This window comes from Burkholderia sp. Bp9140 (genome assembly GCF_003853425.1).
Lineage (GTDB): Bacteria > Pseudomonadota > Gammaproteobacteria > Burkholderiales > Burkholderiaceae > Burkholderia.
In genome coordinates this window covers 223,126-240,485 of the sequence record NZ_QTPQ01000003.1, presented here as the reverse complement: position 1 = coordinate 240,485, position 17,360 = coordinate 223,126, and the positions used below count along the sequence as shown (strand labels likewise).

The 17,360-nt window shown below is 68.6% G+C and carries 15 protein-coding genes; 9 read left to right on the top strand and 6 right to left on the bottom strand.

The window, feature by feature from the left end; genetic code table 11:
- Position 1: 1 nt before the first annotated feature.
- Positions 2-940, bottom strand: a complete 939-nt coding sequence (locus DIE21_RS04335; protein WP_124496357.1) for a 2-hydroxyacid dehydrogenase — start codon at positions 938-940, stop codon at positions 2-4.
- Positions 941-1,053: 113 nt separating this feature from the next.
- On the opposite strand from DIE21_RS04335, the gene DIE21_RS04330 reads away from it, so the two are divergent.
- The 3 genes from DIE21_RS04330 (at position 1,054) to DIE21_RS04320 (ending at position 4,552) form a co-directional block, all read left to right on the top strand.
- Positions 1,054-1,962, top strand: coding sequence for a LysR substrate-binding domain-containing protein (locus DIE21_RS04330; protein ID WP_124496355.1), 909 nt, complete (start codon positions 1,054-1,056; stop codon positions 1,960-1,962).
- A 653-nt stretch (positions 1,963-2,615) separates the two neighbouring features.
- Complete coding sequence (locus DIE21_RS04325; protein WP_124496353.1) at positions 2,616-3,392, top strand: hypothetical protein; 777 nt, start codon at positions 2,616-2,618, stop codon at positions 3,390-3,392.
- Positions 3,393-3,412: 20 nt separating this feature from the next.
- Positions 3,413-4,552: a LysM peptidoglycan-binding domain-containing protein gene (locus tag DIE21_RS04320; protein WP_124496351.1), complete on the top strand. Its 1,140-nt coding sequence runs from the start codon at positions 3,413-3,415 to the stop codon at positions 4,550-4,552.
- Between the two features lie 93 nt (positions 4,553-4,645).
- Here the strand turns inward: DIE21_RS04320 and DIE21_RS04315 are convergent, their stop codons facing one another.
- Positions 4,646-5,734, bottom strand: a complete 1,089-nt coding sequence (locus tag DIE21_RS04315) for a calcium:proton antiporter (RefSeq protein ID WP_124496349.1) — start codon at positions 5,732-5,734, stop codon at positions 4,646-4,648.
- A gap of 551 nt (positions 5,735-6,285) precedes the next feature.
- On the opposite strand from DIE21_RS04315, the gene DIE21_RS04305 reads away from it, so the two are divergent.
- The 5 genes from DIE21_RS04305 (at position 6,286) to DIE21_RS04285 (ending at position 12,068) form a co-directional block, all read left to right on the top strand.
- Positions 6,286-7,839: a 3-hydroxyacyl-CoA dehydrogenase gene (locus DIE21_RS04305; protein WP_124496345.1), complete on the top strand. Its 1,554-nt coding sequence runs from the start codon at positions 6,286-6,288 to the stop codon at positions 7,837-7,839.
- Positions 7,840-7,898: 59 nt separating this feature from the next.
- Complete coding sequence (paaK, locus tag DIE21_RS04300) at positions 7,899-9,221, top strand: phenylacetate--CoA ligase PaaK (protein ID WP_124496343.1); 1,323 nt, start codon at positions 7,899-7,901, stop codon at positions 9,219-9,221.
- Positions 9,222-9,274: 53 nt separating this feature from the next.
- Positions 9,275-10,075 (top strand): enoyl-CoA hydratase-related protein, encoded by an 801-nt coding sequence (locus DIE21_RS04295; RefSeq protein WP_124496341.1) that lies wholly within the window; start codon positions 9,275-9,277, stop codon positions 10,073-10,075.
- 118 nt (positions 10,076-10,193) lie between these two features.
- Positions 10,194-10,868 (top strand): MarC family protein, encoded by a 675-nt coding sequence (locus tag DIE21_RS04290; protein WP_124496339.1) that lies wholly within the window; start codon positions 10,194-10,196, stop codon positions 10,866-10,868.
- Positions 10,869-11,087: 219 nt separating this feature from the next.
- Positions 11,088-12,068 carry an aldo/keto reductase gene (locus DIE21_RS04285; RefSeq protein ID WP_124496337.1) on the top strand — a complete coding sequence of 327 codons (981 nt, stop codon included), beginning with the start codon at positions 11,088-11,090 and terminating at the stop codon, positions 12,066-12,068.
- 46 nt (positions 12,069-12,114) lie between these two features.
- Here DIE21_RS04285 and DIE21_RS04280 read toward each other — a convergent pair whose 3' ends face one another.
- The 3 genes from DIE21_RS04280 to DIE21_RS04270 form a co-directional block, all read right to left on the bottom strand.
- A complete protein-coding gene (locus tag DIE21_RS04280; protein WP_124496335.1) occupies positions 12,115-12,981 on the bottom strand; it encodes a CPBP family intramembrane glutamic endopeptidase in 867 nt (288 codons plus the stop codon).
- 86 nt (positions 12,982-13,067) lie between these two features.
- Positions 13,068-13,724 (bottom strand): VC0807 family protein, encoded by a 657-nt coding sequence (locus DIE21_RS04275; protein WP_124496334.1) that lies wholly within the window; start codon positions 13,722-13,724, stop codon positions 13,068-13,070.
- A gap of 236 nt (positions 13,725-13,960) precedes the next feature.
- Positions 13,961-15,025 (bottom strand): 2,3-butanediol dehydrogenase, encoded by a 1,065-nt coding sequence (locus DIE21_RS04270; protein WP_124496457.1) that lies wholly within the window; start codon positions 15,023-15,025, stop codon positions 13,961-13,963.
- A gap of 545 nt (positions 15,026-15,570) precedes the next feature.
- Between DIE21_RS04270 and DIE21_RS04265 the strand changes: the two genes are divergently transcribed.
- Positions 15,571-16,065 (top strand): DUF3331 domain-containing protein, encoded by a 495-nt coding sequence (locus tag DIE21_RS04265; protein ID WP_124496455.1) that lies wholly within the window; start codon positions 15,571-15,573, stop codon positions 16,063-16,065.
- A gap of 23 nt (positions 16,066-16,088) precedes the next feature.
- On the opposite strand, the gene DIE21_RS04260 is transcribed toward DIE21_RS04265, so the two are convergent.
- Positions 16,089-17,288, bottom strand: coding sequence for a GNAT family N-acetyltransferase (locus DIE21_RS04260; RefSeq protein ID WP_124496332.1), 1,200 nt, complete (start codon positions 17,286-17,288; stop codon positions 16,089-16,091).
- Positions 17,289-17,360 lie beyond the last annotated feature (72 nt).

Here is a 17,360-nt window from a genome sequence, read left to right as displayed (position 1 = left end):
CTTAGCTCGTGACGCTGGTCGGCGGGCGCTGTCCCGCGAAGCACGCGGCGAGGTTGGCGAGCACGATCCGGCCCATGGCTTCGCGCGTCTCGTGCGTGGCGCTCGCGCGGTGCGGCTGCACGACGACACGCTCCAGTTCGAGCAGCGCGGCCGGCACGTGCGGTTCGTCGATGAACACGTCGAGGCCGGCACCGGCGATCGTGCCGGCCGCGAGCGCGCGCACGAGCGCGGCTTCGTCGACAAGCTTGCCGCGCGCGACATTGATCAGGAATCCTTGGTTGCCGAGCGCGGCGAGCACGTCGGCGGTCACGAGCACGTTGCCGTGATCGGCCGACGCCGCGAGCACGAGCACATCGCTGTCGCGGGCGAGCGCGACCAGGTCGGGCACGTAGCGGTAGCCGCTGTCGCGGTGTTCGCGCGGACCGAAATAGCTGACGGGCATCCGGAACGCCTGCGCGCGCTGCGCGATCGCGCGTCCGACGCGGCCGAGGCCGACGATGCCGAGCCGCTTGCCCGTCACCTGCGTCGCGAGCGGCTGCGCGACCTTGCCCCAGCGGCCGGCGCGCACGATGCGCTCGCCGGCGCCGAGGTCGCGCAGCGTCATCAGGATCAGCCCCATCGCCATGTCGGCGACGTCGTCGGTCAGCACGTCGGGCGTCGTCGTCACGTGGATGCCGCGTGCGCGGGCGCGGTCGAGATCGACGGCGTCGGTGCCGATGCCGCTGATCGCGATGATTTCGAGCGCGCCCAGCCGGTCCATCCACGCCGCCGACAGCCCGTTCGCGCCGCCCGTGACGACGCCGCGGATGCGCGGCGCGACGCGATCGAGCAGTGCGTCGGCCCGGTCGGCCGCATACAGCCGATGCACTGCGTAGCGGGCGGACAGTTCGGCGTCGATGGCGCCGGGAAGCGGCTGGGTGAGCAGGATGTCGATGGTCATGAAGGTCTCGGTCGTCGTGCGCGGCGCGCGCCGCACATCAGGTGCAACCGAGTATAGGAATCGGATCGATGTTGGTCTAACATCAAAAGACTATTGATTGATTCAAGAATTGAATGATTGAACTGAACCAGCTTCGCTGCTTCGTCGCCGTCGCCGAGGAACTGCATTTCGGGCGCGCGGCCAAGCGGCTCTTCATGACGCAGCCGCCGCTCAGCCGGCAGATCCAGCTGCTCGAGCACGCGCTCGGCATCGCGCTGCTCGAACGCAGCAGCCGGCAAGTCAGGCTGACCGCGGCCGGCGAGCGCTTTCTGCGCGATGCGCGGCATATCCTCGAGTTTTCCGCGCGAGCCGAACAGGCCGCGCAGCGCGTCGCGCACGGCGGGGCCGGCCGCATCACGCTCGGCTTCACGGCCGTGAGCGCGTACCGGATGATTCCGGTGCTGCTCGCGCATGCGGCGCACGCGCTGCCGGACGTCGATGTCGAATTGCGCGAAATGGTGTCGACCGTGCAGATCGACGCGCTCGCGTCGCGCATGCTCGATGCGGGCTTCGTGCGCCAGCGCGCCGCGCGCCATCCGCTCGAATACCGGCTCGTGCAGCGCGAGCCGATGCTCGTCGCGGTCGCGCAGGGCGCACCGCTCGCCGCGTGCGAACGGATCGGCCCGGACGAACTCGACCGGCAGCCGTTCATCGCGTATTCGCCGAACGAGGGAAAGTACTTTCACGACATGATCTCGGGGATGTTCGCCGGCGCCGGGCGCTTGCCGAACTACCTGCATTACGTCGGGCAGACGCATACGATCCTCGGCCTGGTGCGCGCCGGGCTGGGTGCCGCGATGGTGCCGGCGTCGGCGCGCGAGCTGCACGTCGACGGCGTGGTGTTCCGTCCGCTCGCGGGCGTCGACGTGGCGGCCGAGCTGTATCTTGCGTGGCGCGCGGACAACGACAATCCGGCGCTGCCGGTGTTCAACGCGATGGTCGAGCAGTTTCTCGCGCGGGAGCAGGCTGGCGCGTCTACTTGATACGCCAGCACGATGTGACAAGCTTTCAATCCGGAAGCTTGCCGTATCCGATGCCAAGCGATCCTGAGCGAGCGAGACAGGTCGCAGCCGGCGAATGCTTGCGATCCTGAAAGCGGCTTCGATGCCTGCTTCCCAACGCACGAACGCAGCGGTTCGCTGCACCGCGTCGACCGCTTGACGCTGCATGCCGGTCGGCGCACGATACGTCCGTGCATTTGGAGCGGGACGCGCCGGCCGCGCGTTCCTGCATCCGCGACGCGCAAAAGAACAACGATGAGCCTTCACGCACTCGTACCGGAATCCAGGCGCCGCATTCATCGGCGCGCCGGAGCAACGATCCTCCCGACGCCCGTCGCGTCACGTATCCGTCATCCCGTTTCGTACCGTGCATCGGTACACTTTCCCGTCCGCGCGCTGGCAGCGACGACGAACGGCGCCGATCGGCACCGCCGCGTCGCGCGGCAGCCTGCCGCGCCCGAATACCGTATCGCACATGACGCTACACCGGCGTCTCGTGACGCCGCCGGCGCCCGTCCACGCATCGCGCCGCCGCCTGTCCCGCACGCGCGGCGGCGCCGGAGTCCGAAGCATTTCGATCGAGCATGGCGCAGCACACGCACGCAGTTCAGTTCGAGGTTCAAGGAGAGAAACTCATGTCGCAGCTTTCGAATGAAGCAAACGGCAGTTCGGGGAGTGGCAAGGCAAGGCTGATCAAATGGGCGATCATCATCGCCGGCGTCGCGATCGCGGCACCGGCCGCGCTGTTCATCCTGAAGGGGATGGTCGCGCTGATCACGGCGGCCGTGATCGGCCTCGGCGCGATCTATTTCGCGCCGGTCGTCGCGATGAAGTTCGCGAACCAGAAGGTGAATATGATCGTCGACGAAGCGCAGTCGAATCCGATCGAGACGCTGATCAACCAGCTCGCGGAAAAGCGCCAGGCGGCGCAGAAATTCGCGGACAGCATCACCGCGTTCCGCACCGAGGTGAAGAACTTCGAGAACAAGACCGAGCTGTTCGAGAAGCAGTATCCGGACGATGCGCCTCGCTTTCGCGCGCAGCTCGACACGATGAAGCAGCTGCTCGCGTTCCGCGAAGGCCGCTACAAGCAGGTGCAGGCCGAACTGAAGAATTTCGCGGCGGCGATCGACCGCGCGAAGGCAATGTGGGACATGTCGCAGGCGGCGCAGCAGATGAACAAGCTCGCGGGCCGGCAGACGGCCGACACGTTCGAGCAGATCAAGACCGACGTGGCCGTCGATTCGGTGATGCGCTCGGTCAACAAGGCGTTCTCCGAAATGGAGACGTCGCTGCTGGATAACCCCGAGGTCAAGCAGGCGCAGCAGCAGGCGGTGATGAACGGCGCGCCCGCCCCCGTGCCCGGCCCCGATGCGGCACACACAGCCGCATTGCCGTCGAAGCAACGATAACTTCCTGCAGGCACGCAACCATGAAAAAACTTCTCGGCGCGATCGCGTTTCTGGTGGTGCTCGTCGGCGTCTGGATCGTCCATCAGGGCGGCCTGTCGACACTGATTCCCGCGCACGACCACGACGCGGCTCCGGGCGCGACGTCCGCGCAGTCGGCCGACGCGGGCCAGCCGGCGCAGCCGTCGGCATCGGGCAACGTGATGCCGGCCGGCTTCACGCCGCAGGCCAGCACGCTGAAATCGATCGCCGAAAACGGCATCGTGCGGATCTCGGTGCAGAATCCGAGCGAGCCGTTCTTCGGCGAGGACAAGGGCGCGCCGCGCGGCTTCAACGTCGAGTTCGCGCGGCTGCTGTTCGCGGATCCGTCGTTCTCGCACGGCGGCAAGCCGGTCGTCGTCGATACGCGTCACGAAGTCGATACGTACCCGGGCGTGCCGAAACAACTGCTCGACACCGATGCGAAGGGCAACCATGTCGTCGACGTCGCGATGGACGGGCTGACGTTCCCGGACAACACGCCGGCGGGCGTTGTCTACTCGGTGCCGTACGTCGACGATTTCGGCTATTCGCTGATCGTGCGGCAAGGCGCCGCGATCCGCTCGGCCGACGACCTGGTCGGCAAGACGGTCGGCATCCTGAAGGGCGACCCGGATGTGCGTGCGTTCGTCACGCGTCAGTATCCGAACGTCCGGTTCGTCGAGGTCGACGATTCCGATCCGGCATTCATCGCGAAGAGCCTCGACGGCCATGCGGTCGACGCGTTCATCTACGACTACCCGTTCGCGGTCAGTTCGATCAAGGGCACCGACCTGAAGTTCGCGGTGACCAAGCTCGACGGCTCGAACATCGCTTACAAGATCGGCGTGCGCGCCGACGACCAGGATCTGCTGATCTACCTGAACGCCGCGATCGCGAAGCTCAAGCAGTCGCCGCAGTATCTCGACCTGCTGCGCAAGTATTTCGTCAGCGACCAGACGATGACGACCGCAGCCGCGTCGGGCGAGCACACGTACGTGGTGAAGGCGGGCGATACGCTGAACATGATCGCGGCGAGCAAGCTCGGCAGCGGCCAGCGCTATCGCGAGATCCAGCGCCGCAACAACCTCGCGAACCCGAACCTGATCCTGGCCGGCCAGCATCTGGTGATTCCGGTCCGCTAGCCGCGGCGTGAAGCAGGGAAGGTGTGGCCGTGCAGGTGAAGTGATGCGCGCGGCACGGCGGAAACGATCCGTCGTGCCGCGCGTTGATGGACATCAGTGGGTGATCGACAGGAACAGGTAGGCCGCGAACAGCGACAGGTGCACGACGCCGTGCAGCACCGTCGTGCGTCCCTGGCTGAGCGTCAGCGTGCTGACGAGCAGCGTGAGCGACAGCAGCACGGTTTCCATCGCGCCGATGCCGAGCGTGAGCGGCTGGCCGACCCAGATGAACACGGCCGCGACGGTCGGGATCGTGAGCCCGATGCTCGCGAGCGCCGAACCGAGCGCCAGGTTCATGCTGGTCTGCAGGCGGTTCGCGCGCGCGGCGGTGACGGCCGCGAGCCCTTCGGGCAGCAGCACGAGCGCGGCGATCACGATGCCGACCGCCGCTTCGGGCGCGCCGAGCTTCCTCACTGCATGCTCGACGGCCGGCGACAGCAGCTTCGCGAGCAGCACGACCGCGACGAGGCTCGCGAACAGCAGCACGAGGCTGATCAACGCGGTGCGGCCGCTCGGCGGCGCCGCGTGCACCGATTCGTTCGCGCTGTCGTGCTCGGTGAGGAAGTAGTCGCGGTGGCGCACGGTCTGCACGAATACGAATGCACCGTACAGCACGAGCGACGATGCGCCGGCGAACGCGAGCTGCGATTTCGAGAAGAACGGGCCCGGCGCCGCGTTGAGGTAGTTCGGCATCACGAGCGACAGCACCGACAGCGACGCGAGCACCGCGAGCGCCTTGCTCGCGCCGCGCCCCTGGAAATCCTGTTCGCCGTGCTTCCATGCACCGACCAGCAGGCAGAGGCCGACGATGCCGTTGCAGATGATCATCACGGCGGCGAACACGGTATCGCGCGCGAGGCCCGATTTCTCGGGGCCGGCGCCGAGCATCACCGACACGATCAGCGCGACTTCGATGACGGTCACGGCGACCGCGAGCACGAGCGTGCCGAATGGCTCGCCGACGCGGTGCGCGACGACTTCGGCATGATGGACGGCGGCGAACACGGCGCCGGCGAGCGCAGCGGCGAACACTGCGATGACGAGGCCTTCGGCCGGCACGACGCGCGACAGCGCGAGTACCAGCCACGCGGCAAGCGGGGCCCAGAGGGTCCAGCGCGGGAGCTGGTTGGACGAGAGCGGCATGGACGGTTTCCCTATGCGAGTGACGGCGCGCGACGCGCCGTCACGGGTTGACGAAGTCCGGCCGGATAATCCGCCGAACGAGAACGATGAAGCTGACGGGCGGCAGCGCGCAATGGTGCTGCCTCGGGTTCGCCACCATGAGGCGGCGAGGGGCGCGGGCGGGCCGAAGCCCGTCGCTGGATGAAACGGTTCGATGCGACCGGGTGCCGATGGCGGCGCACGTGGATGTGGCGGCAGGCGGCCCGGCAGTCCGGAACCGACCCCGCAAGGGCGGCGTGCGAAGGGCGGCAGCGGCGGCGTGACACGCGGTTTCCCCCTGAAATCCGGCGGTTTGTCGAATTTTATCAGGCGTTCGGGGGTCGCTATCTCATATTCGAACACTTTCATTGACCTTTCGGTTTACAAAAAGTGCCCCGATCATCCGATTTTTTTGCTTTTGCAGATTTCGTAATGGTCTCTTGCACGACAAATTCGGGCTCGCCCTGACATAAATCTACCGACCGGTCGGTTTATAATAGCTCGCACTTCCACTTCATGACGGATCGCAAGCGATGGCTGTTTCTTCTGCACATTCGGTGAATTCGGGCGCGCTGGCGCCGACGGCGGCCGTCGGCGTGATCGGCGCGGGCGCGATGGGCGCGGGCATCGCGCAGGTCGCGGCAGCGGCCGGTCATGCGGTGCTGCTGTACGACCTGAACGAGGCGGCGTGCGACAAGGCGCTCGCCGGCATCCGCGCGCAGTTCGCGCGGCTCGCGGAGAAGGGCCGGATGGACCCGGCGCAGGCCGACGCGGCCGGCAGCCGGATCCGCGCGGTGCGCGCGCTGGCCGATTTCGCCGGCGCCGCGCTGATCGTCGAGGCGGCGGCCGAGCGGCTCGACGTGAAGCGCGAGATCTTCGCGACGCTCGAACTTCATGTGGACGATACCTGCATGCTGGCGACCAACACGTCGTCGATCTCGATCACGTCGATCGCGGCCGGGCTGCGCGCGCCGCAGCGCGTGGCCGGCCTGCATTTCTTCAATCCGGCGCCGTTGATGGCGCTCGTCGAGGTGGTCAGCGGGCTTGCGACCGCGCCGGAAGTCGCGCAGGCGCTGTACGACACGGCCGCCGCGTGGGGCAAGCGGCCGGTGCTGGCGAAATCGACGCCGGGCTTCATCGTGAACCGCGTCGCGCGGCCGTATTACGCGGAGGCGCTGCGCGTGCTGAACGAGCAGGGCGGCACGCCGGCCTCGATCGACGCGGTGATGCGCGAGGCCGGCGGCTTCCGGATGGGGCCGTTCGAGCTGATGGACCTGATCGGCCAAGACGTGAACTTCGCGGTGACCGAGTCGGTATTTCGCGCGTACTTCAACGATCCGCGCTACACGCCGTCGCTGATCCAGCAGGAGCTCGTGAACGCAGGCTTTCTCGGTCGCAAGTCGGGACGCGGCTTCTATTCGTATGCGGACGGCGCGGCGCCACCCGCGCCCGAGCTCGAAGCGCCGCGTGCCGCGCCGGCCGACGTCGCGCTGTTTGCGCAGGACGGTCCGGCCGCCGCGCTGCATGCACGCTTCGCCGAACGCATCGCGGGTGCGCGGCACGACGGCGCGCATGCCGACGAACTGCTTGCCGTGGCCGGCCGCGCGTCGATCGCGCTGACGGATGGCCGCACCGCGACGGTGCGCGCCGCGCAAACCGGCGTGACCGATCTCGTGCTCGTCGACCTCGCGCGCGATTACGCGCAGGCCGGGCTCGTCGCGCTGACGCGCGCGCTGCAGTGCAGCGACGCCGCCTACGCGGAGGCGGTCGGGCTGTTCCAGCACGCCGGTTTCCGCGTCGTCGGCGTCGCCGACGTGCCGGGCATGGTTGCGATGCGCACCGTCGCGATGCTCGCGAACGAGGCGGCCGACACGGTCAACCAGGGCGTGTGCTCGCCCGCCGATCTCGATCTCGCGATGGAGAAGGGCGTGAACTACCCGTGCGGCCCGCTCGCGTGGGCCGATGCGATCGGCATCGGCCGCGTGCAGCGCGTGCTGTCGAACCTGGCGGCGAGCTACGGCGAGGACCGCTACCGCGTGTCGCCGCGCATCGCCGCGCTGCACGCCGCCGGCCGCACGTTCCGCTAGCCGCTGGCCCCATTACCCCGATCACGATAACGACATCACTCCATTGGAGGAGCACCCCGATGACTCACCCGACGCACCCCGCCGCCGCCCTCGATCCGATCGAGACCGCCAGCCGCGACGAACTGCAGGCGCTGCAGCTCGAGCGCCTCAAGTGGTCGTTGCGCCACGCGTACGACAACGTCCCGCACTATCGCCGGACGTTCGACGCGGCGGGCGTGCACCCGGACGACCTGACGACGCTCGCCGATCTCGCGAAATTCCCGTTCTCGACCAAGAACGACCTGCGCGACAACTATCCGTTCGGGCTGTTCGCGGTGCCGCGCGAGCAGGTCGTGCGCGTGCATGCGTCGAGCGGCACGACCGGCAAGCCGACGGTGGTCGGTTACACGGCGCGCGACATCGATACGTGGGCGAACGTGACCGCGCGTTCGATCCGCGCGGCCGGCGGCCGCCCCGGCGACACGCTGCACAACGCGTTCGGCTATGGGCTCTTCACGGGCGGCCTCGGGATTCACTACGGCGCGGAGCGGCTCGGCTGCATGGTCGTGCCGATGTCGGGCGGGCAGACCGAGAAGCAGGTGCAGCTGATCCGCGATTTCGAGCCGAAGATCATCCTGGTCACGCCGTCGTACATGCTGAACCTGATCGACGAGATGGTGCGGCAGGGAATGGACCCGGCCAAGTCGTCGTTGAAGATCGGCATCTTCGGCGCGGAACCGTGGACGCAGGCGCTGCGCGAGGAAGTGGAGACGCGCGTGGGCATCGACGCGCTCGACATCTACGGGCTGTCGGAAGTGATGGGCCCCGGCGTCGCGTGCGAATGCGTCGAGACGAAGGACGGCCCGGTGATCTGGGAAGACCACTTCTATCCGGAGATCATCGATCCCGCGACCGGCGAAGTGCTGCCGGACGGCAGCGAGGGCGAGCTCGTGTTCACGTCGCTGACGAAAGAGGCGATGCCGGTGATCCGCTACCGCACGCGCGACCTCACCGCGCTGCTGCCGCCGACCGCGCGCGCGATGCGCCGGCTCGCGAAGATCACGGGCCGCTCGGACGACATGCTGATCGTGCGCGGTGTGAACGTGTTCCCGAGCCAGATCGAGGAAATCGTCGTCGCGCAGACGAAGCTGTCGGGGCAGTTCCAGATCACGATCTCGCGCGACGGCCACATGGACCGGCTCGACCTCGCGGTCGAACTGCGCTCCGAGGCCGCCGCGTGCGTGACCGACGGCGAGCGCGCGGCGATCGCGCGCGAGCTGCAGCACCGGATCAAGACGATGATCGGGGTGTCGGCCGGCGTGACCGTGCTGGCCGCGGGCGGCATTCCCGCGAGCGCGACCGGCAAGGCCCGGCGCGTGATCGACCGCCGGCAGGCCGCCTGAACTTCGCCACCGAGTTTCGCCATTCCCTGTTCTACCCCGAGGAAACCTGTTCGATGGATGGATTGAAGACCCTGGCCGTCGCCGTCGATACGCGCGGCATCGCGACCGTCGCGCTGCAGCGCGGCGACGTGCTCAACGCATTCGACGAGACGATGATCGCCGAGCTGACCGACGCGTTCACTGCGCTCGGCGCGCGCGACGACGTGCGCGCGATCGTGCTGCGCTCGGACGGCCGCGCGTTCTGCGCGGGCGCGGACCTGCAGTGGATGCAGCGCGCGAGCGCGAATGACGCGGCCGCGAACCTGCGCGACGCCGAGCGGTTCGCCGCGATGATGCGTGCGATCCGGCAGTGCCCGAAGCCGACGGTTGCCCGCGTGCAGGGCCACGCGTTCGGCGGCGGCGTCGGCCTGTGCGCGGCCTGCGACATCGTGATCGCGAGCGATCACGCGCGCTTTTCGGTCAGCGAGGCCCGGTTCGGGATCCTGCCGTCGGTGATCGGCCCGTATCTGGTCGAGGCGGTCGGCCAGCGCCAGGCGCGCCGGCTCGCGCTGACCGCGACACAGCTCGCGGCCGGCGAAGCCGTCGCGATCGGGCTGATCCACCAGGCCGTGCCGCTCGAGGCACTCGATGAAGCGCTCGACAAGACGCTCGCCGAGCTGAGCCGCAATGGCCCGCACGCGCTGATGGAGATCAAGCGCTTTTTCGACGCGATCGGCGAGTATCCGCCGTCGGACGAACGCGCGGCGTTCACCGCACGGACGATCTCCCGCGTGCGCGCGACGCCGGAAGCGAAGGAGGGCTTCGCCGCGTTCTTCGCGAAGCGGCCGCCGGCGTGGGAGCCGGGCGCCGAATAAGGCCGTGGCGCGGCCGGCCGGGACCGGGCCGCGATTTGCGTCTCGGGCGCGGGCGCTTGCTCTACAATGCGTGACCCCCGGCGCGCCGCCGGCCCAGCCCTGACCGCTTCCTCGCCCGATGATCGTCAACCGCCTTATCTCCGAGATCCTGTTCGGCTTCACCGGCCTGATCGGCATCATCAATCCGATCGGCATCGCGTTCCTGTTTCTCGAGCGCACCGAGGCGCTGACCGAGCACGAGCGGAACCTGCTGGCGAAGAAGGTGGCGTTCAACGCGTTCATCGTGCTGATGGTCGCGTTCTTCGCCGGCACGCCGGTGCTGCATTTCTTCGGGATCTCGATGGAAGCGCTGCGGATCGGCGGCGGCTTCGCGGTCGCCGTCGCGGGCTGGCAGATGCTGAACGAGCCGGACGGGCCGGCGGGCGGCGGCGATACGCCGGTCAAGCCGATCGATGCGAACGCGATCATGACCCGCGCGTTCTTCCCGTTGACCATGCCGCTGACCGTTGGCCCCGGCTCGATCGCGACCGCGATCGCGCTCAACGCGAACCGCACGCACAAGCTGTCGGAGTTCATGCTGTCGAGCATCGTGTCGATTACCGTCTCCGTACTGGTTGCGATCGTGATCTGGCAGGTCTACAGCCGCTCCGCGCTGCTGTCGCGCTACCTCGGCAGCGAAGGTACCAAGGTCGCGAAGCGCGTGTCGGCGTTCCTGCTGCTGTGCATCGGTGTGCAGATCATGCTGACCGGATTCTCCGAATTCCTGCAGCCGATCGCCGACCAGATCAAGTAACCCGTTCCTCCTTCGGCGCATGACCCGGCCCGGCGCCCTGCATTCGGGCTGCGGGTCGCGTTCGCCCGCTCGACCCCGCCGGGCAGCGCACCGATACGCGTTTGCGCGCTGCGGGATACCATGCGACGTCCGGCGGATGCACGCCCCGGCATTCGTGCCCGGTGCACCGAGGCGCGGCGCGCATCCGGCCGCAACCCCACTTCAATGACGAGGCGAGCGATGGAATACGTGAAATTCGGGTCGACCGGGCTGGACGTGTCGAAGCTGGTGCTGGGCTGCATGACGTTCGGCGAGCCGTCGCGCGGCACGCATCCGTGGACCTTGCCGGAAGCGGAAAGCCGCCCGATCATCCAGCGTGCGATCGAGGCCGGCATCAATTTCTTCGATACCGCGAACATGTATTCGGACGGCACGTCCGAGGAGATCGTCGGCCGCGCGCTGCGCGACTTCGCGAAGCGCGACGACGTCGTGATCGCGACCAAGGTGTTCTACCGGATGCGGCCGGGGCCGAACGGCGCGGGGCTGTCGCGCAAGGCGATCATGACCGACATCGACCAGAGCCTGAAGCGGCTCGGCACCGACTACGTCGACCTGTACCAGATTCACCGCTGGGATGACGGCACGCCGATCGAGGAGACGCTCGAGGCGCTGCACGACGTCGTGAAGGCCGGCAAGGCGCGCTACATCGGCGCGTCGTCGATGTTCGCGTGGCAGTTCGCGAAGGCGCTGCATACGTCGAAGCAGAACGGCTGGGCCCGCTTCGTCAGCATGCAGAACCACCTGAACCTGCTGTATCGCGAAGAGGAACGGGAAATGCTGCCGCTGTGCGAGGCGGAAGGCATCGCGGTGATTCCGTGGAGCCCGCTCGCGCGCGGCCGGCTGACGCGCAACTGGGATGAGTCGTCCGGCCGGCAGCAGAGCGACGAGGTCGGTCAGCGGATGTATGACGCGACGGCCGATGCCGATCGCGCGGTCGTCGAGGCCGTCGCGGCGATCGCCGCCGCGCGCAACGTGCCGCGTGCGCAGGTCGCGCTCGCATGGGTCGCGCACAAGCGCGGCGTCACCGCGCCGATCGTCGGCATCTCGAAGCCGCATCATCTGGACGATGCGCTCGGCGCACTGCAGCTGAAGCTGACGGACGACGAAATCGCGGCGCTCGAAGGTCCGTACGTGCCGCACGCGGTGGCCGGCTTCAACTGAGCTCGGCCGGGCGAAACCGGCGGGATGCCGCCGCCATACGCGGCGTTCAGCGTGCGGCGGCGAGCATCGGGTAGGTGAACAGCCCGAAGTGAATCACGTTCAGTCCCGCGTGCGCGAGCGCGGACGCGAGCAGCCCGCCACGCCGCCATGCAAGGCCGTAGCCGATGCCGGCCACCGTGCCGAGCACGATCCAGTGCCAGCCGCCGGCCGCATGCGCGGCGCCGAACAGCACGGCGCCGATCGCGAGCGCGGCCCACGGCCCCCAGCCGAACCGGCCGAGCACGCGCGTGAGCCCGCCTTGCACATAGCCGCGGAACAGCGCTTCCTCGGCGAGCGTGACGAGCAGCACATTGTTGACGAGCCACATCCAGCCCGACGCCGGCCATTTCGGCGCCCAGCCGACCATGCCGAACGCGAGCGCGCCGGCCAGGCAGGCGGCCGCCGTTGCGACGCCGGCCACGGCTCCCGTGCGCAGCGCGCGCGCCGGCGGGACGTCAGGCGCCACCCACGGCAGCGTCCACAGCAGCCACAGGCCGGCGAGCGGCTTGTCGAAATTCAGGTACATCGTGAACGGCACGGCATCCGGCGTGAACCGGGTCGGCTCGATCACGCGCGGATTGTGGAAACCGGGAATCAGGTGCAGGCTCAGTGCGATCGCGAGCGCGGCAAACACGACGTGCGCGACGATCCGCACCGCGACTGGGCGGCCCGGCGCGACGCCCCAGGCGGCGGCCGCGAGCAACGCGAACGGCGCGAGCACGATCGGCTCGAGCTTGCCGAATGCCAGCGCGCCGGCATAGCCGAGCGCGGCAAGGGCGATGCTCAGGCCGTGCAGCGGGCGCTGCCATGCGAACGCGGCGGCAGCGAACAGCGCGAGCCAGATGGTGGCACACGGGAGAAGCGAGAGGGACATGGGGCGATGCAGGGTCGGACGAGACGCCGCGCATCATACCCCAGCGACCGTGACGTGCCGCCGGGCCCGCCGCGCGGGGCGGGCGGTCAGCGGCCGGCGATCTCGGTGACGCCGTCGCGGGTCGGGATGTCGACGCTGTTGCGCTCGCGCATCCGCCGCCGGTACCAGAAGGTCCACAGCAGCAGCGTGCCGAAGACCGTGTAGCCCATGATCGGCGACACGACGAGCACGCGCTCGACGGGCCAGGTGACGACCATCCACAGGCGCAGCAGCATCTCCAGCGTCATGCACGCGCCCCACACGAAGGTCATCAGCCGGAGCATTTGGCGCAGCCCCGCCTGCTCGGCCCACACCGTCTCGAAACGCGCGGCGCCGCCGGCCATCTCGCGGGCGACCGTTGCGCGGGTCAGGTAGAAGATCAGCGGGCGATCGCGGAACAACGACAGCAGGAACACGATGCCGATCGCGCCGGACGCGAGCGATTCGCGCATCAGCAGCGTGCGCGCGCTGCCGCCGAGCGCCATGCCGGCGATCGACAGCGCGATGCCGAGCAGCACGATGGCGGCCACTGCGTCGATGCGGCGCGAGCGGATGAATTCGACGATGGACCAGACGATGGGCGGGATCGCGGACGCGTACAGCGCGCCGGTTTCCCCGAAATACGGGTGCGCGACCCGGTATGCGACCCAGGGCAGCAGCAGGTTGACGACGAGTTCGAGGATCAGGCCGGCTCGTGGTTTCACGGAAGCGGGCGCGCGGGTGGCGCGCGGGGCGGTGATGTCGCTTCGAGTATATCGAAGTCCGACCCCGCGCGCCTCGTCCGGCGCCGTTGTGCGCGCACCGGACACGGGCGGGAACGCGCGCCGGCCGGACGGCGGGCCGCGCCAGGGCCGCCGCGGGGCCGCCCGGCGCCGCGTCCGGAGGTCGCGCGGCGGTCATCGCCCGGTTATCGCCCGGTTATCGCCCGGTCACGGGTTCGTCAGGCCGTCGCGGGCTGGACGATGATCTTCACGTTCCGGTCCTTGTGGTTGACCAGTTCCTCGAAGCCGTGCGTGACGATGTCGCCGAGCGTGATCCGCCCGGTGATCAGCGGCTGCACGTCGATGCGGCCGTCCGCGATGAAGCGGATCACGTCCGCGAATTCGCCGTTATATGCGAGCGAGCCGATCACTTCCTTCTCGGTCGACACGATGTCGAAGAAGTTGAACGATGTCGGCTCCTCGAAGATGCCGACCATCACCGACTTGCCGGCCTTGCGGATCACGTCGATCGCGAGCTGCGCGGTGGCCGTGTGCCCGATGCACTCGAACGATATGTCGGCGCCGTAGCCGCCCGTCAGCGCCTTGACTTCCGCGATCGCGTCCGACGCCTTCGGGTCGATCACGACCGTTGCGCCGACCTCCAGCGCCTTCTGCTTGCGCGCGGCCGACATTTCCAGCGCGATCACGCGCCCGGCGCCCGCGGCCTTCGCGCACATGATCGTGCACAGGCCGATCGTGCCGGCGCCGACCACGACGACGGTCTGGCCGACGATGTTGCCGGCCTTCTTCACCGCGTGCAGCCCGACGGCGAGCGGTTCGATCAGTGCGCCGGCCTCGGTCGGGAAGTGGTCGGGGAGCTTGTACAGCAGCTCGGCCGGCACGTTCACGTATTCGGCGAATGCACCGTTGTTCATCAGCCCGGTGAACGCGAGGTTCTCGCAGATGTTGTACAGCCCGTGCCTGCAATACCAGCAGGTGCCGCAATGCTGGCACGCGTCGGCCGTCACGCGGTCGCCGACCGCGAAACCCGTCACGCCCGCGCCGAGCGCCGCGATTTCGCCGCTGAACTCGTGGCCGAGGATGCACTGGCCCTTCAGGCCCGTCAGCGGGTGCGGCGCGTCGACGGGGATGAACACGGGCCCGGCGACGTATTCGTGCAGGTCGGAGCCGCAGATGCCGCACCAGTGCACGCGGATCTGGACCCAGCCGGCCGGCGGATGCGCCGGAACGGGAACCTCTTCGACGCGGATGTCGTTGCGGCCGTGCCAGACGGCGGCCTTCATGCTGGGTGCGGTGTTCGTTGCCGGTGTACTCACGTTGCTGTCTCCGTCAGGTTGTCGTCGGACGCGCGGCAAGCAGCCGGGGCGTCCGTCGCGCGATTGCGCGAGCGACCGACATGCAGGAACGGGGCCAGCTCGAATGGGCGGTCGCGCGGCGGCCGAGTCGCGCGGGCGGTGTGCGATGCAGCAGGGCGCCTTGCATCGGCATCAGGCGGTGTCGCGTGAATCGCGCGCGGAATTTGCTGCAACTGCGATGACGTGGTTCGGGTGAGACGCCGAGACATTCGTCTCGGCCGTTTGAGACGAAACGCGAGACGCGTGGCTCGATCGGCTTCGCCGTCGCCGCCGTCGTGCCAGCCCATTGTGCCGATCCGTGAAACGCATCATTGCGCACGCTGCCTCTTTACTTGAAGTTAACTTCAATTTGTATCATCTGCGACAGTCCGATCGCGTGCCGTGCGTGGCGGCGTCACCGGTGGCGGAGCATGACCGGATCGTCCGTCGCGGGCACGCTCGCCGCGCCGCCGGCCCGTTTCAATCTTCACGGAATGTCGTCAAGCACGTCGAACTTCATCGAAAGCCTGATCTGCGAATACGTGTCGTACCACATGCTGGTGGCCGACGAGCGGAGCGCGATGCCGTCGCCGGCAGAGGCCGGGATGGTCCGGCCGTCGGCGAGCGCCGCTCGCGCGCCGGTTCCGGAGCCGGTCGCACCGGGCGTTTCACCGTTGCGGCCGCAACTGTTCGTGACGGTCCTGGAGGCTGGTGACGACGGCTTGCTGGTGCGCTGGAGCGAAAGCGGGCGCTGCCATTACGGCGAGCAGCGCTGGCGCTTGCGCGTCGCGTTGCAGGCGGGCCGCTGCGCGATCTCGGGCCAGGCGATCGCGCCGGGCGAGCCGGTGTACCGGCCGGTGCGGCGGCCGGTGCCCGTCAACGGCGACGAGATGATCCGCCCGGCGTCGGTGCCGGGCGCGGCCGGCGCCGGGTGTCACGTCGCGCCCGCCCGCGGCGAGGCGGCGGATCCGGTCGACGCCCTTGGCTGAGCGCGACCGGTTGCACCCGCGCGTTACTTGAGATCCTTCCGGTACTGGATGAACCCCGCGTTGTTCGCGAGCTTGTCGTACAGCGCGCGCGCCGTCGTATTGGTTTCGTGCGTGAGCCAGTACACGCGGCTCGCACCGGCTTCGCGCGCCCGCTCGTACACGGCCTCGATCAGCGCGCCGCCGGCGCCTTGTCCGCGTGCGTCGGCCGCCGTGAACAGGTCCTGCAGGTAGCAGTACGGCCCTTCGGTCCAGCACGAGCGGTGGTAGATCGCATGCACGATGCCGACCAGCGTATCCGACGCGTCGAATGCGCCGAGCACGAACATCGGTTCGGCGGGATCCATCAGCCGCGTCCACGTCGTCGCGAACACGGCATCGCTCAGCGCGGTCTCGTAGAACTGCTGATAACCTTGCCACAGCGGGCGCCATGCGGCTTCGTCGGCGGCGACGAGCGGCCGGACCGCGACGCGCGTCGCGTCGTTCGCACGGCCGGCCGCTTCGCGCGCACGCGCCTGCGCGTGGCGGATCGCGACGAGCGACTCGCGCTGCGCACCCTTCGCATCGAAGTTCTCCGGTGCGAGCCATGCTTCGAACGCGGCGCGCACGGCCGGCCATTCGCCGTCGACGATCGAGAACCAGGCGGTGTCGCGATTGCGGCCCTTGTAGACGATCGCCTGCCGGAACGTGCCTTCGTAACGGAAGCCGAGGCGGGCGGCGGCCTTGCGCGACGGCTCGTTGCGGTCGTCGCACTTCCATTCGTAGCGCCGGTAGCCGAGCGTGTCGAACGCGTATTTCATCAGCAGGTACTGCGCTTCGGTCGAAATCGGCGTGCGCTTGAGCAGCGGCGAGAACGTGACGGAGCCGACCTCGATCACGCCGTTGGCCGGATCGATGCGCATCAGCGCGAGCGTGCCGACCGCGCGGTTCGTCGCGCGGTCGATCACCGTGTAGTGCAGCGGATCGGCGCTCGCCGCCGCGCCGCGCGCGTAGTCGCGGTAGCTCGACTCGTCGGTGTACGGCCCGTGTGCGAGATAGGTCCAGTCGCTGCCGTCGGGCGCCTGCGCATACGCGGCGTACAGGTCGGCGGCATGGCGCTCGGCGTCGAGCGGTTCGAGGCGGCAGTAGCGGCCTTCGAGCGCGATGCGCTCCGGGCGCGGGCGCGCGGACCAGTCGGGAACGGGATGGCCGATGGGCTGCTGGAAGTCGTTGGTGAGCGTGGACAAGGTCGATCTCGCTTCGGTTGGCGGCCGGCGACATGCCGGCATGCAGACGATCGTAGTCCCGGCGAGGTACCA